We start from the raw sequence: 21,063 nt of genomic DNA, 5'->3' as shown, positions 1-21,063 counted from the left end.
CCCGCCGGACCGTGACGGTCCGGCGGGGCCCTCTTCGTGGCTCTTCGTGGCTCTTCGGGGCCGGTCAGCCGCGGCGGCCGAGGAGCTTCCAGGAGGCGGGCAGGGCGCCCATCGCCAGGGCCGCCTTCAGGGCGTCGCCGATCAGGAACGGGGTGAGCCCGGCCGCGACGGCGGCGCTCAGGGACATGCCGGTGGCGAGCGCCAGGTAGGGCACGCCGACGGCGTAGATGATCGCGGAGCCGATGACCATCGTGCCCGCCGTGCGGAGCACCGAGCGGTCGCCGCCGCGGCGCGCGAGGGCGCCGACGACGGTGGCGGCGAGCAGCATCCCGAGGATGTAGCCGAGGGACGGCATCGCGTAGCCCGAGGTGCCCTCCGCGAACCACGGCATGCCGGCCATGCCGACGACCGCGTACAGCGCGAGGGCGAGGAAGCCGCGGCGGGCGCCGAGCGCGGTGCCGATGAGGAGCGCGGCGAAGGTCTGGCCGGTGACGGGGACCGGGGAGCCGGGGACCGGTACGGAGATCTGGGCCGCGATGCCGGTGAGGGCGGCGCCGCCCAGCACGAGGGCCGCGTCGACGGCGTAGCGGTGCCGGGCTGCGGGCAGCAGGTCGGCGAGGACCGCTCCGGAAGGGACGGGGGCGGCAGCAGTGCTCATCGGGACTCCGCGGGTGAGGGCAGGCAGGCTGGGACGGCTCCGCCAGGCAGGTGGGGTGGGACTGCTGCCGACGTTAGCCCAGCAGTGAACGACCGATCACCATCAGCCGCCCACAAAGCGGCGGTTGACAGGTTGGTGGGGTTCGCACAAAGGTCGCCTCGCAATCTCCGCTGGGCGTGATGCTCGTCACGGAGGTGGGGCGGCAGGTGGTCCGTTTTGGCGGGAGGGGGACCGCAGCCGCAGACTGTAGGTTCCCCATAAATGATCCGAGAGTGACCCGCACACCATGCACGAGGCTCCCCCCACCCCGTCCGGGGCTCCCACGACCCCCGCAGAGCCCCTCGAACACGGGCTGAAGCAGCGTCATCTCACGATGCTCGGGCTCGGCGGGGTGATCGGGGCCGGGCTGTTCGTCGGCTCGGGCGCCGGGATCGCGGTGGCGGGGCCCGCCATCGTCGTCTCGTATCTGATCGCGGGGACCCTCGCGATGCTGGTGATGCGGATGCTCGGCGAGATGTCCGCCGCGATGCCCGCGTCCGGCTCCTTCTCCGTGCACGCGGAGCGGGCGCTGGGGCGGTGGGCCGGGTTCAGCGTCGGCTGGCTGTACTGGTTCCTGCTGGTGGTGGTCCTGGCCGTGGAGGCGACGGCCGCCGCGCAGATCGCCCACGGGTGGGTGCCGGCGGTCGAACCGTGGGTGTGGGTGCTGCTGTTCATGGTGGTGTTCACCGCGGCCAACCTGACGGCGGTGAAGAACTTCGGCGAGTTCGAGTTCTGGTTCGCCTCCTTGAAGGTCGGCGCGATCGTCGTCTTCCTGGGGCTCGGGGTGCTGGCCGTCCTCGGGTGGCTCCCGGACACCGACCCGGTCGGGATGACCAACCTGACCGGGCAGGGGGGCTTCCTGCCGAACGGCTGGGGCGGGGTCGTCTCCGGCGTCCTGACGGTGGTCTTCGCCTTCGGCGGGCTGGAGGTCGTCACCATCGCCGCCGCCGAGACCGACGACCCGGCCCGCGCGGTGGGGCGTGCGGTGCGCAGCGCGGTGGTGCGGATCCTCTTCTTCTACGTCGGCTCGATGCTGGTCATCGTGACCGTGCTGCCGTGGACCGCCCAGCAGGCCGGGCTGAGCCCGTATGTGAAGGTGCTGGACACGATCGGGGTGCCGTCCGCCGCGCAGATCATGAACATCGTGGTGTTCGTGGCGCTGCTCTCGGCGCTCAACGCCAATCTGTACGGATCGTCGCGGATGGTGTTCTCGCTGGCGGAGCGCGGGGAGGCGCCCCGGGGGCTGCTGAAGGTGTCGGGCGGCTCTGAAGGGAAGGCGGGCGGGGTCCCCCGGCGAGCGGTGCTGGCCTCGGTGGCCTTCGGATTCGTCTCCGTACTGCTCAACCTGGTCTGGCCGGACACCGTGTTCCTCTACATGCTCAACTCGGTCGGCGCGGTGCTCCTGTTCGTCTGGGCGCTGATCGCCGCCTCCCAACTGCGGCTGCGCGCCCGGCTGGAGCAGGAGGCGCCGGGGGCGCTCGCGCTGCGGATGTGGTGCTTCCCGTATCTGACCTGGCTGACGCTGGCCGGACTGTTCGGGGTGCTGGTGCTGATGCTGACCGACGACGCGGCGCGGCCGCAGGTCCTGTGGTCGGCGGGGGCGACCGCGCTGGTGCTGCTGGTGGCGGTGGGACGTCAGTGGCGGGAGCGCGGGAACCCGGCTCCTACCGACCGGTAGGCGCGTGTGCACCTTGTGTGAGCCTCGTGCCCGTATAGCGGACACCTGTTCCGTGTGAGCGGTGAAGATGCTCAGACTGTGGGTTCGTCCCCCGTCTCACCTACCGAACAGAGCTCGTCCATGGATCGGACCTCCGCGTCTCCCCCCACCGCTGACTCCGCAGCCCCCGCGACTCCCGCGACGGCGACGGCCGACTCCGCGCTCACCCACGGTCTCAAACAGCGCCACCTCTCGATGATCGCCCTCGGCGGGGTGATCGGCGCCGGGCTCTTCGTGGGCTCCGGGGCCGGGATCGCCGCCGCCGGGCCCTCGATCGTCGTCGCGTACGCGATCTCCGGGCTGCTCGTCATGATGGTGATGCGCATGCTCGGCGAGATGTCCGCCGCCAACCCGGCCTCCGGCTCCTTCTCCGTGCACGCCGAACGGGCGATCGGTCCCTGGGCCGGATTCACCGCGGGCTGGTCCTTCTGGTTCCTGCTCTGCGTCGCCGTCGGCCTGGAGGGCATCGGCGCGGCCCAGATCGTCAGCGGCTGGCTGCCCGGGACGCCGGAGTGGGCCTGGGTCGCCCTGTTCATGGTGATCTTCCTGGGGACGAACCTGGCCGCCGTGAAGAACTTCGGCGAGTTCGAGTTCTGGTTCGCCGCCCTGAAGGTCATCGCGATCACCTTGTTCCTGGTGCTCGGCCTGCTGGCGATCCTCGGCGTGCTCCCGGACACGGACGCGCCCGGCCTGACCAACCTCACCGGCGACGGGGGATTCCTGCCGAAGGGCATGGACGGCTTCATCATCGGGCTCCTCGCCTCCGTCTTCGCGTACGGCGGTCTGGAGACCGTCACCATCGCCGCGGCCGAGTCCGAGAACCCGGTGCAGGGCGTCGCGAAGGCGGTCCGTACGGCGATGTGGCGCATCGCGGTCTTCTACATCGGCTCGATGGCCGTCATCGTCACCCTGGTTCCCTGGGACAACCCGAAGGTCGCCGAGGTCGGCCCCTTCTACGCGATGCTCGACCACCTCGGCATCGGCGGCGCCGCGCAGATCATGAACGTGGTCATCCTCATCGCCCTGCTCTCCGCGATGAACGCCAACATCTACGGCGCTTCGCGGATGGCCCGGTCCCTGGTCGCCCGGGGCCAGGGGCCGGCCGTACTCGGCAGGATCTCCTCCGGGGTGCCGCGCAACGCGGTGCTGTTCTCCTCGGTGTTCGGCTTCCTGTGCGTGCTGCTCAGCTACTGGCGGCCGGACGACGTCTTCCCGTGGCTGCTGAACATGATCGGCGCGGTGATCCTGGTGGTGTGGATCTTCATCGCCGTCTCCCAGCTGATCCTGCGCAAGCGCACCGAGCGCGAGGAGCCCGAGAAGCTCGTCGTACGGATGTGGCTCTTCCCGGTCCTCACGATCGTCGCCCTGGCGGGCATGGTGGGCATCTTCCTGCTGATGCTGCGCCAGCCGGACACCCGCGACCAGCTGCTGGCCACGGGTGCGCTGACGGCGGTGCTGATCGGCATCGGTGTCGTACGTCAGCGGCGTCGGGGGAACGACGGCGCTGCCGGGATCCCCGCGCAGCGGAAGTAGGCGTCCTCCGCGGTGACCGGCCGGGGCGCCCTCTGCGGTGACCGGCCGGGGAACACCCGCTCCGGCCGGTCACCGCAGGGGCGGTCTCCCTGCTCCGGCCTGTCACTGCAGGAGCAGTACCGCCGCGCCCCACAGCAGCGAAACGGCCACCAGGGGCGGCCCGACCGGCATGCCCTGCCGTGCCGTCGGCGCCTCCTCGGCCGGCCGCAGCTCCGGGCGGAGCAGCAGCGCCCGTACCTCCTCGGCTGCGAGCACCGCGTACGGCTCGCGGCCCAGGCGGCGCTCCAGCCACGCCCAGCCGGTGGGGGACAGCTCGACGTCGGGGTGGCCCTTGCCCGTGCCGACGCGGATGCCGTCCTCGGAGTGGCGTACGGCGGTGATCGCGTCCCACGGGAGCTGCCGCACGCGCCACGCCCCGGTCACCCAGAGCCCGTCACGGTCGGCGGTGATCCGCCAGGTGAGGGCCGTCGACACGGCCGATACCAGCCACGGCAGGGCGAGGGGCAGCCACAGCCAGTGCCACGACGGCCCGTCGTCGACCATGGCCCAGATACCGCCGCCCTGCACCACCAGCAGGCCGAGGCCCACCGCGCGCGAGAAGCCGTGCGCCTTCCACACCCGCAGGCCGGTGGCGGGCGTCATGGAGGCGGCGATCTCCTCGACGGGCCGCTGCTCGCTGTTCCGCTCGCGGTGCTTCGGTCCGCGCGTCACCAGCCCGGGGGCGGCCGGCTTCACGGCGGTGACGCTGCACTCGACCACCACCTCGGTCTCGTCCGCGTCGAGGCGTGCGGCGAGGGCGACTTCGGCGCCGGCGTAGGGGGCGCCGTACAGGAGTGCCTCGCGCAGCGGCGGGGGCGGGTCGTCGCCGGTGAGGATCGCCCTGACCTTGGTGAGGTCGACGGCTTCCGCTTCGTCGTCGTCGGCCTCTCCCCCGCCCGCCGCCCCCTCGTCCTCGTCCTCCTCCTCTTCGAAGGCGTGCAACGAGTGGAAGTGCAGGATCGGCCGGAAGGTCTCCGGGTCGTCGGCCGCGAACACCCAGGTGCGGCCGTCCTCGTGGTCCTCGCGCACCAGCACTTTCAGCACCGGCAGGGCCCCGCGCCTCAGCCGTACCGAACGTGTCCGTCCGTCCACTCCGTTCGCGAACAGCGCCAGTGCCGCGACGGAGCCGGCCAGCACCAGCAGCTCCCAGCCGAAGGCGTCGTACGGCTCCGCGACCAGCGCCGCCCAGTCGCCGTCCACCACGATGTCGACCTGGCTGTCCACGGGGAAGTCCTCGGGGAAGGCCGTCTCGAAGCGATGGGTCCGCTCGTCGGCCTCCACCTTCAGGACGTCGACGTCGTCGTCCTGCTCCAGGGCCGCGACGCGTCCGGACAGCTGTGTGGCGCTCGCGGCCCGCTCCTCGTACGCGTCGGCGACCTGCTGGGCCTGCCAGGAGCCGAACCCGGCGACGGCGAGCAGCAGGGCGGCCAGGGCGAAGGAGAACCGGCCCCGGCGGAACGTCCGCGCGGCGGCGGGCAGCGGCTGGGCGACCGGCCCGGCCGCCTCCAGGGCCAGCGTCCGCTGCCGGCCGGCGAGGGCCAGCCGGTGGACGATCCCGGCGGTGGTGAAGGCGGCGGCCACGGGGTAGCCGAGCGCGTACGGTTCGCCGAACGACTCGGTGAACCCGCCGTCCTCGGCGAACCCCACGAGGGCGACCGCCAGCCCGGCGAGGGCGAGCCGGGGCTGCCGCCACACCCAGTACGGGGTCAGCACCAGCACGGCCATCATCCCGAGGCCCGACCAGTCGGTGCCGCACGGCTCGGCGGACGTACAGGGGGCGAGGGGAGCCCCGTCCATGTACCAGAACGCCGTGGCGACCAGCGCCAGCACCGCCCAGAGCGGGTGTGCCCACCGGGCGGGCACCGCGGCGAGCCAGCGCGCGGCGTCCGGGGTCCGCCAGTCGGCGGTGCCGGGGGGTATGTGTTCGGCGGGCAGCGGCACGGGGGGTCTGTTCACCAGCGCATTATGGCCAGCGGCGATGTGCGGGTACGGGGCGGGGGCCCGGGGTTCGCGGTTCCGGTACGGGTGCTCGGCGCGGCCCGCGAACACGTGGGCCACCGGACACGGCAGGGTCGGGCGCCGTACGCCGGGATGTCATCCGCCCTCGCTTCCGTGGAGGCTCCGCCACCCGAGGAGCTGTCATGTCCCCTGCACCGAGGCGTCGTTCGGTCCTCCTGGCCACCGCGGCCGTCACGGCCGCCGCCACCGCCCCGGCCGGCGCGGCCACACCGGTCCGGCACCGCGCTCCCGGCCCGCTGGTCATCGGCCACCGCGGGGCGGCGGGCTGGCGCCCCGAGCACACCGCCGACGCGTACACCTACGCGGTACGGGCCGGGGCCGACTGGATCGAGCCGGACCTCGTACCGACGAAGGACCATGTCCTGGTCGTGCGGCACGAGAACGAGATCGGCGGGACGACGGATGTCGCCGGACGGACGGAGTTCGCCGACCGCCGCACCACGAGGACGGTGGACGGCCGGGCGGTGACCGGCTGGTTCACCGAGGACTTCACGCTCCGCGAGCTGAGGACGCTGCGCACGGTGGAGCGGCTGCCGCTGGTCCGCAACCGGAACACGGTCTTCGACGGACGGGGGCGGGTGATGACCTTCCAGGAGGTGATCGACCTGGCCCGGCGGCTGTCCGGGGAGTCGGGCCGGCGGATCGCGGTCTTCCCGGAGACCAAGCACCCGACGTACTTCCGCTCGATCGGGCTGCCGCTGGAGGAGGAGCTGATCCGGGTGATCCGCCGCAACCGGCTGACCGCCCGGGAGTGCGTCGTCCAGTCCTTCGAACCGTCCAGCCTGCACCGGATCGCCGCCGCCCGTCTCGGCCTGCCCCTCTGGCAGGCGCTGGGCACGAGCGGCTCCCCTTATGGTCACGCGGTCACCTATAAGGACATGATGAGCCCGGCCGGGCTGCGGGAGATCGCCTCGTACGCGCAGTGGATCGGCCCGGACAAGTCCTCCCTCGTCCCGCCGCACACGCTCCTCGCGGACGCGCATGCGGCGGGCCTGAAGGTCGGTGCGTACACCTTCCGCGCGGAGAACCAGTACCTCCCGGCCGGCTACCGCCGGTCCACCGCGCCGAACGACTTCGGCGACGCGTTCGCCGAGTACGCCTTCCACTACGGGCAGGGCGTGGACGCGGTGGTGACGGACTTCCCGGACATCGCGGTGCAGGCGCGGGAGGGACTGCGGCGCTAGGGCGGGTCTTGGCCGGACCCGCCCCGGGCGCAGGTTCTCAGCGGGTGGCGCTCGCTCGCCGTCTTCTTCCTGGCCTCAGCGGGTGGTGCGCTTGCTCGCCGTCTTCTTGGCCGCCGGTGCCGCCGTCTTCTTGGCGGGGGCGGGCAGCGCCGTCTTCTTCGCCGGGGTGCGCTTGGCCGTCGCCCGCTTCGGGGACGCGGCGGCGGCGGCCGCGGCCTCCTCGGTGTCGGCACCGGCGTTCGACAGGGTGCCGGAGCCGCTCTCCAGGTGCGCGCGCACGAACCACTGGAACTGCTCCAGGCCGCGGAGGTGCTCGATGAGCAGGTCCTCGGTGACCGGGTCCAGCTCGCCCGCCTTCTCGACCGCCTCGCGGTGGGCCTCGATGATTCCGGTGTAGACGAGGTCCAGGGCGCCGAGGTGGGCGATGGCGTCGGCGCGGCCGACGCTGTAGTCGTCCCAGGTGCGCTCCTTGACCAGGATTCCCGGCGTGCCCTGCGGCTCGCCGCCCAGGGCCGAGATGCGTTCGGCGGCCGCGTCGGCCATGTCCCGTACGGCGTCGGTCTGCGGGTCGAGCATCTCGTGGACGGCGATGAAGTGCGGTCCGACCACGTTCCAGTGGATGTGCTTGAGGGTCAGGGCGAGGTCGTTGAGCGCGTGCAGACGCAGGGTCAGGAGGTCGATGACCTGGCGGCCCTCGTCGACGCCGAGGCCGGGGACGGTGTAACGGGGGGTGCGTGCGGGGGACATGGGGCTCCTCTTCGTAGAGACGTCGGCAGTGGTGGCTTTTCGGGAGGCGGAGGTCTAACCGGCGTCGCCGGTGCCGCCCTGGGTCGGGGTGGCGCCGGGGCGCTCGCCGCCGGGCCGGACGGAGCCTGCGGCGGCCGCGTGGATGCTCGCCAGGGCGGCGTCGGCGACCGCGCGGGGCGTGATGCCGAACTCCTCGTACAGGCGCTGGTAGTCGGCCGAGGCGCCGAAGTGCTCCAGGCTGACCATGCGGCCCGCGTCGCCCACGATGTCCCGCCAGCCCTGGGCGACGGCGGCCTCGACGCTGACCCTGGCCCGTACGCCGGGCGGCAGGACCTCGTCCTGGTACGCGTACGGCTGGTCGGCGAACCACTCGCGGCAGGGCATGGAGACCACCCGCGCGTCGTGCCCCTCGGCGGCCAGGAGCTCGCGCGCCGCCAGGGCGATGTGGACCTCCGACCCGGTGCCGACGAGGATCACGTCCGGGGTGCCGCCCCGGCTGTCGGCGAGTACGTAGCCGCCCCGGGCGGCCCCCGAGGCGGGCGCGTACGCACCCTCCCCCCGCTCCAGGACGGGCAGCGGCTGCCGGGTGAGGGCGAGGCCGGCGGGCCGGTCGTGGTGCTGCAGCACGGTGCGCCAGCAGACGGAGGTCTCGTTCGCGTCGGCGGGCCGTACGACGTCGAGGCCGGGGATCGCGCGGAGTGCGGCCAGCTGCTCGACGGGCTGGTGGGTGGGGCCGTCCTCGCCCAGGCCGATGGAGTCGTGGGTCCAGACGTAGGTGACCGGCAGCTTCATCAGGGCGGCGAGGCGGACGGCCGGGCGCATGTAGTCGCTGAAGATCAGGAACGTACCGCCGTAGGGGCGGGTGAGGCTCTGGAGCGCGATGCCGTTGAGGATCGCGCCCATGGCGTGCTCGCGGATCCCGAAGTGGAGCGTACGGCCGTAGGGGTTGCCCGGGAACTCGCCGGTCTGCTTGGACGCCGGGACGAAGGACGGCTCGCCCTCCATGGTGGTGTTGTTGCTGCCCGCGAGGTCTGCCGAGCCGCCCCACAGCTCGGGCAGCACCGGCGCCAGCGCGGTCAGCACATCGCCGGAGGCCTTGCGGGTGGCGATGCCTTTGGGGTCGGCGTCGAAGACGGGGAGGCTGTCGGTCCAGCCGTCGGGGAACTCCTGCTTCAGCAGCCGGTCGAGGAGTGCGGCGCGCTCGGGGTGGGCGGAGCGCCACTCCTGGTAGCGGGGCTCCCAGGCGCGGTGGGCCTCGGCCCCACGCTCGCGGACCGCACGGGCGTGGGTCAGTACGTCGTCCTCGACGGTGAAGTCGGCGTGCGGGTCGAAGCCGAGCAGCTTCTTGGTGGCGGCGACCTCGTCGTCGCCGAGCGCGGAGCCGTGGGCCTTGCCGGTGTTCTGCTTGGTTGGCGCGGGCCAGCCGATGATCGTGCGCAGCAGGATCAGGGAGGGGCGGCCGCTCTCGTTCTTCGCCGCTTCGACGGCGGCGAGGAGGGCGTCGACGTCCTCCACGTAGTCGTCGGTGCGGGTGAAGTCGACGGTCTGGACGTGCCAGCCGTACGCGGCGTAGCGGGCGGTCACGTCCTCGCTGAAGGCGATGTCGGTGTCGTCCTCGATGGAGATGTGGTTGGAGTCGTAGAAGACGACGAGGTTGCCGAGCTCCTGGTGTCCGGCCAGTGAACTGGCCTCGGACGTCACGCCTTCCATCAGGTCGCCGTCGGAGGCGACGACGTACACGTGGTGGTCGAAGGGGCTGGTGCCGGCCGCCGCCTCGGGGTCGAGCAGGCCGCGCTCCCGGCGGGCCGCCATGGCCATGCCGACGGCGGAGGCCAGCCCCTGCCCGAGCGGCCCGGTGGTGATCTCGACGCCCCGGGTGTGGCGGTACTCCGGGTGGCCGGGGGTGCTGGAGCCCCACGTCCTCAGCGCCTCCAGGTCGGACAGCTCCATGCCGTAACCGCTCAGGTACAGCTGGATGTAGAGGGTGAGGCTGGAGTGCCCGCAGGAGAGCACGAAGCGGTCGCGGCCGAGCCACTGGTCGTCGGCCGGGTCGTGGCGCATGACCTGCTGGAAGAGCAGGTACGCCAGTGGCGCGAGGCTCATCGCGGTGCCCGGGTGGCCGTGGCCCGCCTTCTGCACCGCGTCGGCGGCCAGCAGCCGGACCGTGTCGACGGCCCGGACGTCGAGCGGGCCCCAGCCCGCCGCGTCCGCGACCGGCAGGGCCAGCTTCGGGTCGCGGGGGTGGGCGCCGGATCCCTGGGGGGCGTTGGGGGGTGCCATCAAGTCCTCCTGGTCGGTGGGGCGGGCGGCGAGCGGCGCACCTGCGGTCCCCGGCCCCGAGCCGCCCGGCTGCTTGGCCGGGTCCCCCCGGAAGCGGCGCCCAAACATGGGTGCTCGCGGGAAGAGAGGCAGGCGAGAAGACAGACCGCCTTTATAACAAGAAAAGGGAGGATAATAGGACACCCGACGAGAGCGAGAGGCCCACCATGTCGAAGAAACCACCCCGGCACGGCAAGGGGCCGAGCAGGTTCGAGGGCGAGGGACAGCACGGCTGGGCCCCCGATGTCGATGAAACGACACAGAAGGCCAATCCCAGCGCGCACCGCTCGTTCAACCCGGACACGTACGCCCCGGAGCCGGACCGACCCCGCAAGAAGCCGACCGAGGAGGAGAAGCGCGCCTCCCTGGAAGGCACCACGACGGAGAGTTCGACGAGCCGCGGGGAGGACCGCGGCGGGGACTCCGACATGCACGGGACCGGCCGCCGGGGCAGGTCCCGGCGCCCCAGCGGCAAGAAGGACGCGTCCGCCCATACGGGTGTCGACCCGCAGGAGCGGAAGGGCAGCGACCCCACCCACTGATCCACCCCGACCCGCCCGGCGGGCCCGTTCACCCCATCGAACGGGCCAGCCGCACCTGCGCGCCCCGTCACGCCACGCCCGCGCCGCCACCCCCTGCCCCCCCCTGCGCCCCAGGTCCTAGGCCCAAGGGCTGATCACTTCGCGAACCTTCCTGCTGTTAGCCTGCTCTTGCATATAGATTGCAATAACAACTGGACGGCATTCCCAGCAGTCGGAGGGCTCGCATCATGGCCACGTACACGCTCCCGGAACTCCCGTACGACTACGCGGCGCTCGAACCGGTCATCAACCCGCAGATCGTCGAGCTGCACCACGACAAGCACCACGCCGCATACGTCAAGGGTGCGAACGACACCCTGGAGCAGTTGGAAGAGGCCCGCGACAAGGAGGCCTGGGGCGCGATCAACGGCCTCCAGAAGAACCTCGCTTTCCACCTCTCCGGCCACATCCTGCACTCGATCTACTGGCACAACATGACCGGCGACGGCGGCGGCGAACCCCTCGCGGCGGACGGCGTGGGCGACCTGGCCGACGCGATCACCGAGTCCTTCGGCTCCTACGCGGGCTTCAAGGCCCAGCTGACGAAGGCCTCCGCCACCACCCAGGGTTCCGGCTGGGGCGTCCTCGCGTACGAGCCCCTCAGCGGCAAGCTGATCGTCGAGCAGGTCTACGACCACCAGGGCAACGTCGGTCAGGGCTCGGTCCCGATCCTGGTCTTCGACGCCTGGGAGCACGCCTTCTACCTTCAGTACAAGAACCAGAAGGTGGACTTCATCGAGGCGATGTGGCAGGTCGTCAACTGGCAGGACGTGGCCAAGCGTTACGCAGCCGCCAAGGAGCGCGCGGACGTACTGCTGCTCGCCCCCTGATTCCGCTCCGGCGGACAGCACGTCCTGCCTCGTGATCGTCTTCTCAACCTTCACTTCGGCAGGCGGATGAACGGAGAGCCCTCGCGAGGACATGACTCGCGGGGGCTTTCCCATGCCCTGAACTGGGTTGTTAGCTATTTAGCTCATATGCTAAACATGGCGCATGGGACCACCCTCCACCGCTTCTCCCTCGCCCTCTGATTCCGATGACGAGGCGAGCGCCTTCCGTGCGCTGGCCGACCCCACCCGCCGCCAGATCCTGGAGGATCTGCGCGGGGGTGAGCTGGCCGCCGGGGAGATCGCGAGCCGGTTCTCGATCAGCGCCCCGTCCATCTCGCGCCACCTGGGCGTGCTCAAGGGGGCCGGGCTCGTCACCGAGCGCCGCGACGCCAACCGCATCCTCTACTCGCTCGCCGAGGAGCGCCTCGCCATGTGCGTGGGCCGCTTCCTGAGCGCCGTGTGCCCCGAACAGATCGTGCTCCGCCACACGAAGTGGCGCCCTGCCCCGGAAGGCGACGCCTCATGATCCGGCCCCGGCTCTCCAGCACCATCGAACGCCGTCTCCTGGTGAACTACCGGGTGGACCCGTATGTGGCGGCGGCCCTGCTGCCCGCACCGCTGCGGCCCCAACTGGTGCGCGGCCAGGCGGTGGCGGGGATCTGCCTGCTCCGGATCGGCGGCGTCCGCCCCGGCTGGGCCCCGGCGGCGACCGGGCTGACCAGCGAGAACGCGGCGCACCGGATCTCCGTCGAGTGGGACGGCCCGGACGGCGTCGAGTGCGGCGTCTACATCCCGCGCCGCGACACCGCCTCCCGCCTCAACGCCTTCGCGGGCGGCCGGATCTACCCGGGCGAGCACGGCCGCGCGGACTTCACGGTGCGGGAGGAGGCCGACGCGGTACGGGTGGCGTTCGCGACCCGGGACGGCGAGGTGGAGGTCGACGCGACGGTGGAGCCGGCCGAGGAGCTGCACGGGAGCGGGCTGTTCACGGACCTGGCGGAGGCGTCGGAGTTCTTCCGCCTCGGAAACCGGGGCCTCTCCCCCAACGCCGGGGGCACCCACCTGGACGTCCTCGAACTGTCCACGGCCGCCTGGAAGGTGACGGCGGGCCGGCCCCGTACCGTGCGCTCCTCGTTCTTCGAGGACCTGGACCGCTTTCCGCCGGGCAGCGCGGTGCTGGACAGCGCGCTGGTGATGCGGGGCGTGGCGGCCGACTGGTCGCAGGGGGAGCCGTTCCGGGTGGGGTGCGGGACGGGGGTGGCGTAGAAAATCCCCGCGCACCACCGGGCAGGGCTGCCACGATGGCACCCGCCCGTACACCTCCCCCGGAAGCGACCCCATGAGCTCTGACCCCACGCCCGTCCCGGCCGACCCCACCGTCCTGCACCCGATGCCGGGCCAGCCGCGCGTGGTGCAGCTGAAGCCGCTGGTCACCTCGGAGCTGATCGAGGTGGGGGCGTACTCGTACTACGACGACCCGGAGCACGCCACGGAGTTCGAGACCCGGAACGTGCTCTACCACTACGGGCCGGAGCGCCTGGTGATCGGCAAGTTCTGCGCGCTGGGGACGGGGGTGCGGTTCCTCATGAACGGCTCCAACCACCGTATGGACGGCCCGTCCACGTTCCCGTTCCCGACGCTCGGCGGCTCGTGGGCCGACCACTTCGACCTACTGACGGGTCTGCCCAACCGGGGCGACACGGTGATCGGCAACGACGTGTGGATCGGCTACGAGGCGGTCATCATGCCGGGCGTCCGCATCGGGCACGGCGCGATCATCAGCTCCCGGTCCGTGGTCGTCTCGGACGTCCCGGATTACGGCATCGTCGGCGGCAACCCGGCCCGCCTGATCCGCACCCGCTACGAGGAGGCGGACATCGCGCGCCTGCTGGCGGTGGCCTGGTGGGACTGGCCGGCGGACCACCTGACGCACCACATCCGTACGGTGATGTCGGGCACGGTGGCGGAGCTGGAGGCGGCGGCTCCCCGGGACTGATACGCGAAGCGCCCCCGGCCTCCGTGAGGGAAGCCGGGGGCGCTCGGGGTCGTTCAGCCCTTGTCCTTGTTCCTGCTCTCCAGCAACTCGGCGTAGTTGTGGGAGGCGTTGCTCCCCTGCTTGCCGGGCGAGATCTTCAGGATCGCCTTGTCCTTCTCGGGGTTACCGCTGAGGTACGCCTCGGTGAGGACGTACGGCAGCCCGTCCACCCGGAACCGGATGCTGCCGTCGGGGTAGGCGCTGACGCGGACCCTGCGGCCGTCGGGAAGCTCGATCGGATCGGCGACGAAGTGAGCCTTGAGCAGCTGATCAGCCATGCGGACCTCCGGGTCGTACAGGCTTGCTGGGGCCGCGAGACTACCGCTGGGTCATTGGGGGCACCACGGCTTCAGCCGCACATATCCGAGGGCGACTCCCCCAACCCCGACCGCCCCTGAGCCACTCCTGCCCGGTCGCCGTACCCCTCAGCCCAGCCGGAACACCGACCCCACGAACTCCGTCAGCAGCCGCTCCTTCAGCCTGCGCGGCAGCGCGTCCAGCAGGAACAGCACCGGGGCCATCCGCTCCGGGAGGCCTCCGGACCCGTCGGATCCCTCCCCCAGGCCCGCGAAGGCCAGGATGCCCGCCACGTCCTCCGGGGTGAGGGTGTCGGGGTCCAGGGTCGCCGCCAGGTCGGTGAGGGCGGGGTCGACGGTGACCGGGGGGAGGGTGCGGGCTGTGGTCAGGGCTGCCGTCAGGTCGGCGAGGAGGGCGTCCACGCGGTCGACCGTGGCGGGGGTCAGGGTGAGGTGGAGGTTGGGCGGGAGGCCGTCGAAGGAGAGCTGGGGCTGGAGGTACCAGCCGCGTACGCGCATCTCGTCGGCCAGGTGCAGCAGCAGGCTCAGGTCTGGTGTGCCGGAGGGCCGGTCCGGTGTGGCTGAGGTGAGGACCGTGAACGCGACCAGGCCTGCCTCCGGTTCGCCGAGGATGTGGATGTCCGGGGTGGTGCGCAGGCTCTCCAGGAGGTGGTCGGAGGCTTCCGCCACGCGTGCGGCCAGCGCTGTGTAGCCGTCCTCGCCGATGTGCTGGAGCACCGCCCACGCCTGGGCCAGCAGGCCCGCCGACTTGGTGCCCTGGACCGTCGGGTTGACCACCGGGTAGCCGGGCCAGCCCGCGTGGGCGAAGTACTGGTGGCGGCGGAGTTCGGCGTTCCGGTAGAGGACCACGGAGGCGCCCTTGTCCGCGTAGCCGTACTTGTGCAGGTCCACCGAGATGGACGTTACGCCGGGGAGGGAGAAGTCGAACGGTTCGACCGTGCGGCCCGCCCGGCGCAGGTACGGCAGCAGCCAGCCCCCGATGCAGGCGTCCACATGGCACAGCACCTCGTGCTCGGCCGCCGCCTCCGCGATCCTCGCCACCGGGTCGATGACCCCGTGCGCGTACGAGGGGGCCGAGGCGACGACCAGGGCGGTACGGGGAGTGATCGCGGCGGCCATCGCGGTGGGGTTGGCCTTGTACGTCACCGGGTCCACCGGGACCACGACCGGTTCCAGGCCCAGGTAGGCGGCGGCCTTGTGGAACGCGGCGTGCGCGGTGGAGGGGAGCACCAGCTGCGGGTCGGTCACCCCACGGGTCGAACGGGCGTGGTCCCGGGCCGTCTTGACCGCGAGCAGGATCGATTCGGTGCCGCCGCTGGTGAAGGTGCCCTGGGCGCCGGGCGGGGCACCGAGGAGGGCCGCCGCCGCGCCGACCAGGTCGTTCTCCAGGCGCGCCACGCTCGGGAAGACCGTGGGGTCGAGCCCGTTGACGGTGGCGTACGCGGTATAGGCCTCGGCGGCCAGCTCGTCCAGGCCCTCGCGTCCGGCGTCGTAGACGTAGGCGAAGGTCCGGCCGCCCCGGGTGGGGGCGTCGGCCGTGCGCAGCGCCTTGAGTTCGGTGAGGATCTCGGCCGCCGGGCGGCCGGCGGGGAGCGCGGGGGGCTCTTGGGCGCTTGCGGTGGGGTCAGGCTGCACGGGTGGCGTCCTTCGGGGCGTCGGCGGGGTCCTCGCGGTAGCGGTGGAGCAGCCACAGGCTCGCGGCGGCGAGGAGTGCGGGCAGCAGGCTCATACCCGCCGTGATGCCGGTCAGCGCGGCGGCGGGCTGGGCGACCTCGTGGTCGGCGTCCGAGGAGCGGAAACCGGTCACCGTGAGGACCAGCGCGAAGACGCCCGCCCCCAGCGCGAACGCCAGCGTCTCGGCCGCCGTCCACAGGCCGGTGAACGTGGCGGCGCGGCGCTTGCCGGTGCGGGCGGTGTCGGCGGCCAGGGTGTCCGCGAGGAGGGTGAGCGGCAGCAGTTGGAGGCCCGCGTAGGCGATGCCGATGACCGCGACGGCGGCGTATCCGAGGGCGCTGCCGACCTGGCCGGTGAGGGTGAGGGCCGCCGCCCCGGCGACGTACAGGACGGTGGCGCAGCCCTGCGCGTACTTCGCGCCGCGCAGCCGGGCCAGCCGGGTCCACAGGGGCATGACCAGGACCAACGGGCCGATCAGGCAGGCGAAGAGCGGGGTGACCGCGCCCGGGGAGCCGAGGGTGTACGTGGCGAAGTACTGGACGCCCGCCAGCATCACGCCGACCGCCAGCGCCTGGAGGAACCACATCCCCGACAGGAAGAGGAAGGGCCGGTTCGTGCGGGCCACGGCCAGTTGGGCGCGGAGGGAGGGTTCGGCGGTGGAGCGGGCCACGGCGGGGGCCCACCGGGTGGTGAACCAGGCGCCGAACATGCCCACCGCGAGGAGGACGGCGACGGCGACGCCCATCAGCCGGTAGCTCGCCGGAGTGCCACCGTCCGCATGGGCGATGGCCGGGGCGAGCGCGCCGGAGAGGAGGATCGCGGCCCCGAGGAACGCCACTCGCCAGCTCAGCACCCGGCGGCGTTCGGCCGGGTCGTCGGTGATCTCGGCGGGCATCGTCACATACGGGACCTGGAAGACCGCGTAGGCGGTCGCGGCGAGCAGGAAGAGGGCGGCGACATAGGCGGCGGCCGCCGTGCCGCGCACAGGGGGTGCGGCGAAGATCAGCGCGAAGAGGGGCGGCAGGGTGCAGGCGCCGATGAGGAGGAACGGCCGGCGTGGACCGCCGCGCAGCCGGCTGCGGTCGGAGAGCGCGCCGACGAGCGGGTTGATCAGGACATCCCAGGCCTTGGGCAGGAAGACCGCCGCCCCGGCGAGGGCCGGGGAGACGGCCAGCACATTGGTCAGGTAGTACAGCAGGATCAGGCCGGGCACGGTGGCGAAGGTGCCGGTGCAGAGCGAGCCGAGGCCGTAACCGATCCGCACCCGGCGCGGGAGGGGCGGGCCCGGACTCCGCTCCGTACCGCTGTCGCGGCGGCTCTCGGTCGGCATGGGCCAGATCATGAACGAGAGTTCGACCGCACGGCAAGGGGTGGGCCGGGGTGGTGTCGGCCGGCGGCTGCCCTCGTCAGCCAGTCAGTGGCTGCCCTCGTCGGCGAGTCACTGGGTGCCCTCGTCGGCGAGGCAGAACTCGTTGCCCTGGGGGTCCTGCAGGACGTTCCAGGACAGACCGTGCATCGAGTGCTCGCCGATCACGGTCGCCCCCAGGCCGACCAGGCGCTCCACGTCCGCCGGGCGGTCGGGGGACGCGAAGTCGATGTGCACCCGGTTCTTGACGGACTTGGGCTCGGGCACCCGCTGGAAGCCGAGGACCAGGGGGGTGGCGGGGACGATGACGAACTCGCCGTAGTCCTGCGTCCCTTCCACTCCGAGCGCCGTGGCCCACCAGGCGGCCAGCGTCTGGGGGTCGGGGCAGTCGATGGTGATCATCTCCGGTGAGATTCGCATGCCCATCACCGTACGACCCGGCACTGACAACGGGCCGGGAGCACGCGCGTGCTCCCGGCCCGCAGGGCGAAAAGAAAAGGCGTCAGTCGAAGATAGGGCCCTGCGTTCGCGTCCGCTTGATCTCGTAGAAGCCGGGGATGGAGGCGACCAGCAGCGTGCCGTCCCAGAGCTTCGCCGCGTCCTCGCCCTTGGGGGCGGGGGTGACGACGGGGCCGAAGAAGGCGACCTGCTCGCCGTCCGCGCCGGGCACCGCGATGACCGGGGTGCCGACCTCCTGGCCGACCTTGTCGATGCCCTCCTTGTGGGAGGCGCGCAGCTCGGTGTCATACGTGTCCTTGTCGGCGTACTCCGCGAGCTCGGCGGGCAGGCCGACGTCCTTCAGGGCACCGGCGACGGCCTCGCGGGTGGGGCCCTCGCCGTTGTTGTGGAAGCGGGTGCCGAGCGCCGTGTAGAGGGGGCCGACGACCTCGTCGCCGTGGAGCTGCTGGGCGGCGATGACGACCCGGACCGGGCCCCACGCCTTGTTCTCCAGCAGGTCGCGGTACTCCTCGGGCAGGTCGTCCAGCTTGTCCTCGTTCAGGACGGCGAGGCTCATCACATGCCAGCGGACCTCGATGTCGCGGACCTTCTCCACCTCGAGGATCCAGCGGGAGGTCATCCACGCCCACGGGCAGAGCGGGTCGAACCAGAAATCGGCCGGGGTCTTGCCGTTCGCCGGGGTGTTCTCGGGCATGTCTCTCCTCAGAAGGGCCTGTTCCAACCGTTGGCGAGAACGCCGCCGGAGGGTCTGTCATTCCCCGCCTGCCACCGCCCGCGACCGCGTGCAAGGATCAATGGGTTCGAACACGACACATGACGCGCGTCACGAAGGAGTGCCCGTGCCCGGTGAAAACCTGTCCCGCGACGAGGCCCAGAAGAGGGCCGAGCTGCTGACCGTCGACGGTTACGAGGTCGAGCTCGACCTGCGTTCCGCCGTCGGCGAGCCCGAGGGGGCCGACGGGGGCGACGGGGACGCCGGTCCGCGGACGTTCCGGTCGCTGACCACGATCCGGTTCCGCTCCGCCCGCGCGGGCGCCTCGACCTTCGCCGACCTGGTGGCGCCGGGTGTGGACGCGGTGACGCTGAACGGCAGCCCGCTCGACCCGGCCGTCGTGTTCGACGGGGTCCGGGTGGCGCTGGACGGGCTCCTGGAGGGCGAGAACGTCCTCGTGGTCGACGCCCGGTGCGCGTACAGCAGGACCGGCGAGGGCATGCACCGCTTCGTCGACCCGGAGGACGGCGAGGTCTACCTGTACACGCAGTACGAGCCGGCCGACGCCCGCCGGGTCTTCGCCAACTTCGAACAGCCGGACCTGAAGGCCCCCTACCGCTTCCAGGTGACCGCCCCCGACGGCTGGCGGGTCTGGTCCAACGGGGCCGAGGAGTCGCACGAGGGCGGGGTGTGGCGGTTCGCGGAGACCAAGCCGATCTCCACCTACATCACGGCCGTCGTCGCCGGTCCGTACCACTATGTGACCGACCACTACAGCCGCTCCCTGGACGACGGCTCGACGCTGGAGATCCCGCTCGGCGCGATGTGCCGCAAGGGGCTCGCCAAGCACTTCGACGCGGACGACGTCTTCCTGGTCACCAAGCAGGGCCTGGACTTCTTCCACGACAACTTCGACTATCCGTACCCCTTCGGGAAGTACGACCAGGCGTTCGTGCCGGAGTACAACCTCGGGGCGATGGAGAACCCGGGCATGGTCACGTTCCGCGAGGAGTACATCTTCCGCGGCAAGGTCACCTCGGCGGCCTACGAGCGGCGCGCCAACGTCATCCTGCACGAGATGGCGCACATGTGGTTCGGCGACCTGGTCACCATGGAGTGGTGGGACGACCTGTGGCTGAAGGAGTCCTTCGCGGACTTCATGGGCTCCTTCTCGATGGTCGAGGCGACCCGCTTCACCAACGGCTGGATCACCTTCGCCAACAACCGCAAGGCGTGGGCCTACCGCGCCGACCAGCTGCCCTCCACGCACCCGATCACGGCCGACATCCGTGACCTGGAGGACGCCAAGCTGAACTTCGACGGGATCACGTACGCCAAGGGCGCGTCCGTACTGAAGCAGCTGGTGGCGTACGTGGGACGCGACGCCTTCCTTGAGGGCGCGCGGCGCTACTTCAAGAGCCACGCGTACGGCAACACGCGTCTGGGCGACCTTCTTTCGGTGCTCGCCGAGACCTCCGGCCGCGATATGACGGCCTGGTCGCGCGCCTGGCTGCAGACCGCCGGGGTCAACGTGCTCACCCCTGTGGCGACGTACGACGAGGCCGGGACCCTGACCGAACTGGCCGTCGTCCAGGAGGCCGCCGCCTCCCACCCGGAGCTGCGCCCGCACCGGGTCGCGGTCGGCCTGTACCGGCTCACCCCCCAGGGTGAGCTGACGCGTTACGCCCGTGCCGAGGTGGACGTGGCCGGGGAGCGCACGGTGGTGAAGGAGCTGGCCGGGGCGGAGCGGCCCGACCTGGTCCTGGTCAACGACGACGACCTCACGTACTGCAAGGTCCGCTTCGACGAGGGGTCCCTGGCGACCCTCCGCGACCACCTGGGCTCCATCACCGACCCGCTGGCCCGTGCCCTGTGCTGGTCTGCCCTGTGGAACCTGACCCGGGACGCGGCTCTGCCCGCCCGCGACTTCGTCGCGCTGGTGCTGGCGCACGCCGGGCGCGAGAGCGACATCGGTGTCCTGCAGATGCTGCACGCCTGGGCGCAGTCGGCGCTGGTGAACTACGCCGCCCCCGCCTGGCGCGAGGAGGGCGGCCGGGCACTGGCCGAGGGCGCGCTGCGCGAGCTGCGGCAGGCCGAGCCGGGCAGCCAGCACCAGCTGACGTGGGCCCGCTTCTTCGCGGCCGTCGCGGGCTCCGAGGCGGACTTCCAGCTGTTGGGCGGGCTGTTGGAGGGCACGGCCGGGGTCGACGGCCTGGCGGTCGACCAGGAGCTGCGCTGGGCCTTCCTCTCCCCGCTCGCCTCGCACGGTGCGGCGAACGAGGCGGCGATCGACGCCGAACTGGCCCGCGACGACACCGCGTCCGGCAAGCGCCACCACGTACGGTGCCTGGCCTCGCGCCCCTCGGAGGCGGTCAAGGCGCAGGCGTGGGCAGCGGTCGTGGAGTCGGACAAGCTGTCCAACGCCCTGGTGGAGGCGACGATCGCCGGCTTCGAGCAGCCCTCGCAGCGGGAGCTGCTGGCCCCGTACGCGGACCGCTACTTCGAGGTGATCGAGCGGGTCTGGGCGGAGCGGTCCATCCAGATCGGCATGCACGTGGTGAAGGGGCTCTTCCCCGCCCTCCAGGACAGCCCGGAGACGCTCGCGGCGACCGACGCCTGGCTGAACGGCCACGCGGACGCCGCTCCGGCGCTGCGCCGGCTGGTCCTCGAGGCCCGGGACGACCTGGCGCGGGTGCTGCGCGGCCAGGAGTGCGACGCGCGGGCGTAGACGGACGGACCCGAATAGCTCGCGGGCGTGGACGGACGGGCCCGGAAGGCCCGCGGGCGTAGGCGGGCGGGTCCAGGGGGCGCACGGGTTCGGTGTGTGCGCGGCG

The 21,063-nt window shown here is 72.0% G+C and carries 18 protein-coding genes; 9 read left to right on the top strand and 9 right to left on the bottom strand.

What is annotated here, in order from left to right; translation table 11 throughout:
* Nucleotides 1-64: 64 nt before the first annotated feature.
* Entirely contained in the window at nt 65-658 is a 594-nt protein-coding gene (locus ACK8N7_RS24880) for a biotin transporter BioY (protein WP_500444192.1), read from the bottom strand.
* A 286-nt stretch (nt 659-944) separates the two neighbouring features.
* On the opposite strand from ACK8N7_RS24880, the gene ACK8N7_RS24875 reads away from it, so the two are divergent.
* Both ACK8N7_RS24875 and ACK8N7_RS24870 read left to right on the top strand, forming a co-directional pair.
* Nucleotides 945-2,375 (top strand): amino acid permease, encoded by a 1,431-nt coding sequence (locus tag ACK8N7_RS24875; RefSeq protein ID WP_403208060.1) that lies wholly within the window; start codon nt 945-947, stop codon nt 2,373-2,375.
* A 120-nt stretch (nt 2,376-2,495) separates the two neighbouring features.
* Complete coding sequence (locus ACK8N7_RS24870; RefSeq protein WP_403208058.1) at nt 2,496-3,947, top strand: amino acid permease; 1,452 nt, start codon at nt 2,496-2,498, stop codon at nt 3,945-3,947.
* A 102-nt stretch (nt 3,948-4,049) separates the two neighbouring features.
* On the opposite strand, the gene ACK8N7_RS24865 is transcribed toward ACK8N7_RS24870, so the two are convergent.
* Nucleotides 4,050-5,942, bottom strand: a complete 1,893-nt coding sequence (locus ACK8N7_RS24865; protein WP_500444191.1) for a hypothetical protein — start codon at nt 5,940-5,942, stop codon at nt 4,050-4,052.
* A gap of 185 nt (nt 5,943-6,127) precedes the next feature.
* On the opposite strand from ACK8N7_RS24865, the gene ACK8N7_RS24860 reads away from it, so the two are divergent.
* On the top strand, nt 6,128-7,189 hold the full coding sequence (locus ACK8N7_RS24860; protein WP_500444190.1) for a glycerophosphodiester phosphodiesterase family protein: 1,062 nt from the start codon (nt 6,128-6,130) through the stop codon (nt 7,187-7,189).
* Between the two features lie 75 nt (nt 7,190-7,264).
* Here ACK8N7_RS24860 and ACK8N7_RS24855 read toward each other — a convergent pair whose 3' ends face one another.
* Nucleotides 7,265-7,936: a Dps family protein gene (locus ACK8N7_RS24855; protein ID WP_500444189.1), complete on the bottom strand. Its 672-nt coding sequence runs from the start codon at nt 7,934-7,936 to the stop codon at nt 7,265-7,267.
* Between the two features lie 54 nt (nt 7,937-7,990).
* The gene (gene tkt, locus ACK8N7_RS24850) at nt 7,991-10,216 is read right to left on the bottom strand and encodes a transketolase (RefSeq protein ID WP_500444188.1); all 2,226 of its coding nucleotides are present in this window, start codon (nt 10,214-10,216) and stop codon (nt 7,991-7,993) included.
* Nucleotides 10,217-10,422: 206 nt separating this feature from the next.
* On the opposite strand from tkt, the gene ACK8N7_RS24845 reads away from it, so the two are divergent.
* The 5 genes from ACK8N7_RS24845 to ACK8N7_RS24825 all read left to right on the top strand — a co-directional run bounded on the left by ACK8N7_RS24845 (nt 10,423) and on the right by ACK8N7_RS24825 (nt 13,662).
* On the top strand, nt 10,423-10,797 hold the full coding sequence (locus ACK8N7_RS24845; RefSeq protein WP_500444187.1) for a hypothetical protein: 375 nt from the start codon (nt 10,423-10,425) through the stop codon (nt 10,795-10,797).
* Between the two features lie 227 nt (nt 10,798-11,024).
* A complete protein-coding gene (locus ACK8N7_RS24840; protein ID WP_015608530.1) occupies nt 11,025-11,666 on the top strand; it encodes a superoxide dismutase in 642 nt (213 codons plus the stop codon).
* 163 nt (nt 11,667-11,829) lie between these two features.
* A complete protein-coding gene (locus ACK8N7_RS24835) occupies nt 11,830-12,192 on the top strand; it encodes a metalloregulator ArsR/SmtB family transcription factor (protein ID WP_319341394.1) in 363 nt (120 codons plus the stop codon).
* Nucleotides 12,189-12,932: a DUF2071 domain-containing protein gene (locus ACK8N7_RS24830; RefSeq protein ID WP_403208044.1), complete on the top strand. Its 744-nt coding sequence runs from the start codon at nt 12,189-12,191 to the stop codon at nt 12,930-12,932. Before ACK8N7_RS24835 ends, ACK8N7_RS24830 begins: the two co-directional genes overlap by 4 nt.
* A 73-nt stretch (nt 12,933-13,005) precedes the next feature.
* Nucleotides 13,006-13,662, top strand: a complete 657-nt coding sequence (locus ACK8N7_RS24825) for a CatB-related O-acetyltransferase (protein ID WP_500444186.1) — start codon at nt 13,006-13,008, stop codon at nt 13,660-13,662.
* Between the two features lie 53 nt (nt 13,663-13,715).
* Here the strand turns inward: ACK8N7_RS24825 and ACK8N7_RS24820 are convergent, their stop codons facing one another.
* The 5 genes from ACK8N7_RS24820 to ACK8N7_RS24800 form a co-directional block, all read right to left on the bottom strand.
* Nucleotides 13,716-13,979, bottom strand: coding sequence for a hypothetical protein (locus ACK8N7_RS24820; RefSeq protein ID WP_403208040.1), 264 nt, complete (start codon nt 13,977-13,979; stop codon nt 13,716-13,718).
* A 147-nt stretch (nt 13,980-14,126) separates the two neighbouring features.
* Nucleotides 14,127-15,653, bottom strand: a complete 1,527-nt coding sequence (locus ACK8N7_RS24815) for a pyridoxal phosphate-dependent decarboxylase family protein (RefSeq protein ID WP_500444185.1) — start codon at nt 15,651-15,653, stop codon at nt 14,127-14,129.
* A complete protein-coding gene (locus ACK8N7_RS24810; RefSeq protein WP_500444184.1) occupies nt 15,643-17,022 on the bottom strand; it encodes an MFS transporter in 1,380 nt (459 codons plus the stop codon). The genes ACK8N7_RS24815 and ACK8N7_RS24810 overlap by 11 nt, the downstream gene beginning before the upstream one ends.
* A 108-nt stretch (nt 17,023-17,130) precedes the next feature.
* A complete protein-coding gene (locus tag ACK8N7_RS24805; RefSeq protein ID WP_031122740.1) occupies nt 17,131-17,478 on the bottom strand; it encodes a VOC family protein in 348 nt (115 codons plus the stop codon).
* Between the two features lie 82 nt (nt 17,479-17,560).
* Nucleotides 17,561-18,211 (bottom strand): mycothiol-dependent nitroreductase Rv2466c family protein, encoded by a 651-nt coding sequence (locus ACK8N7_RS24800; protein ID WP_403208034.1) that lies wholly within the window; start codon nt 18,209-18,211, stop codon nt 17,561-17,563.
* Between the two features lie 145 nt (nt 18,212-18,356).
* Here ACK8N7_RS24800 and pepN point away from each other — a divergent pair, with 145 nt between their 5' ends.
* On the top strand, nt 18,357-20,957 hold the full coding sequence (pepN, locus tag ACK8N7_RS24795) for an aminopeptidase N (protein WP_403208031.1): 2,601 nt from the start codon (nt 18,357-18,359) through the stop codon (nt 20,955-20,957).
* Nucleotides 20,958-21,063 lie beyond the last annotated feature (106 nt).

This window comes from Streptomyces griseobrunneus (assembly GCF_046713465.1).
GTDB lineage: Bacteria > Actinomycetota > Actinomycetes > Streptomycetales > Streptomycetaceae > Streptomyces > Streptomyces microflavus.
The sequence above is the reverse complement of the archived record's forward strand: the minus strand, read 5'-3'. Positions and strand labels throughout refer to the sequence as shown.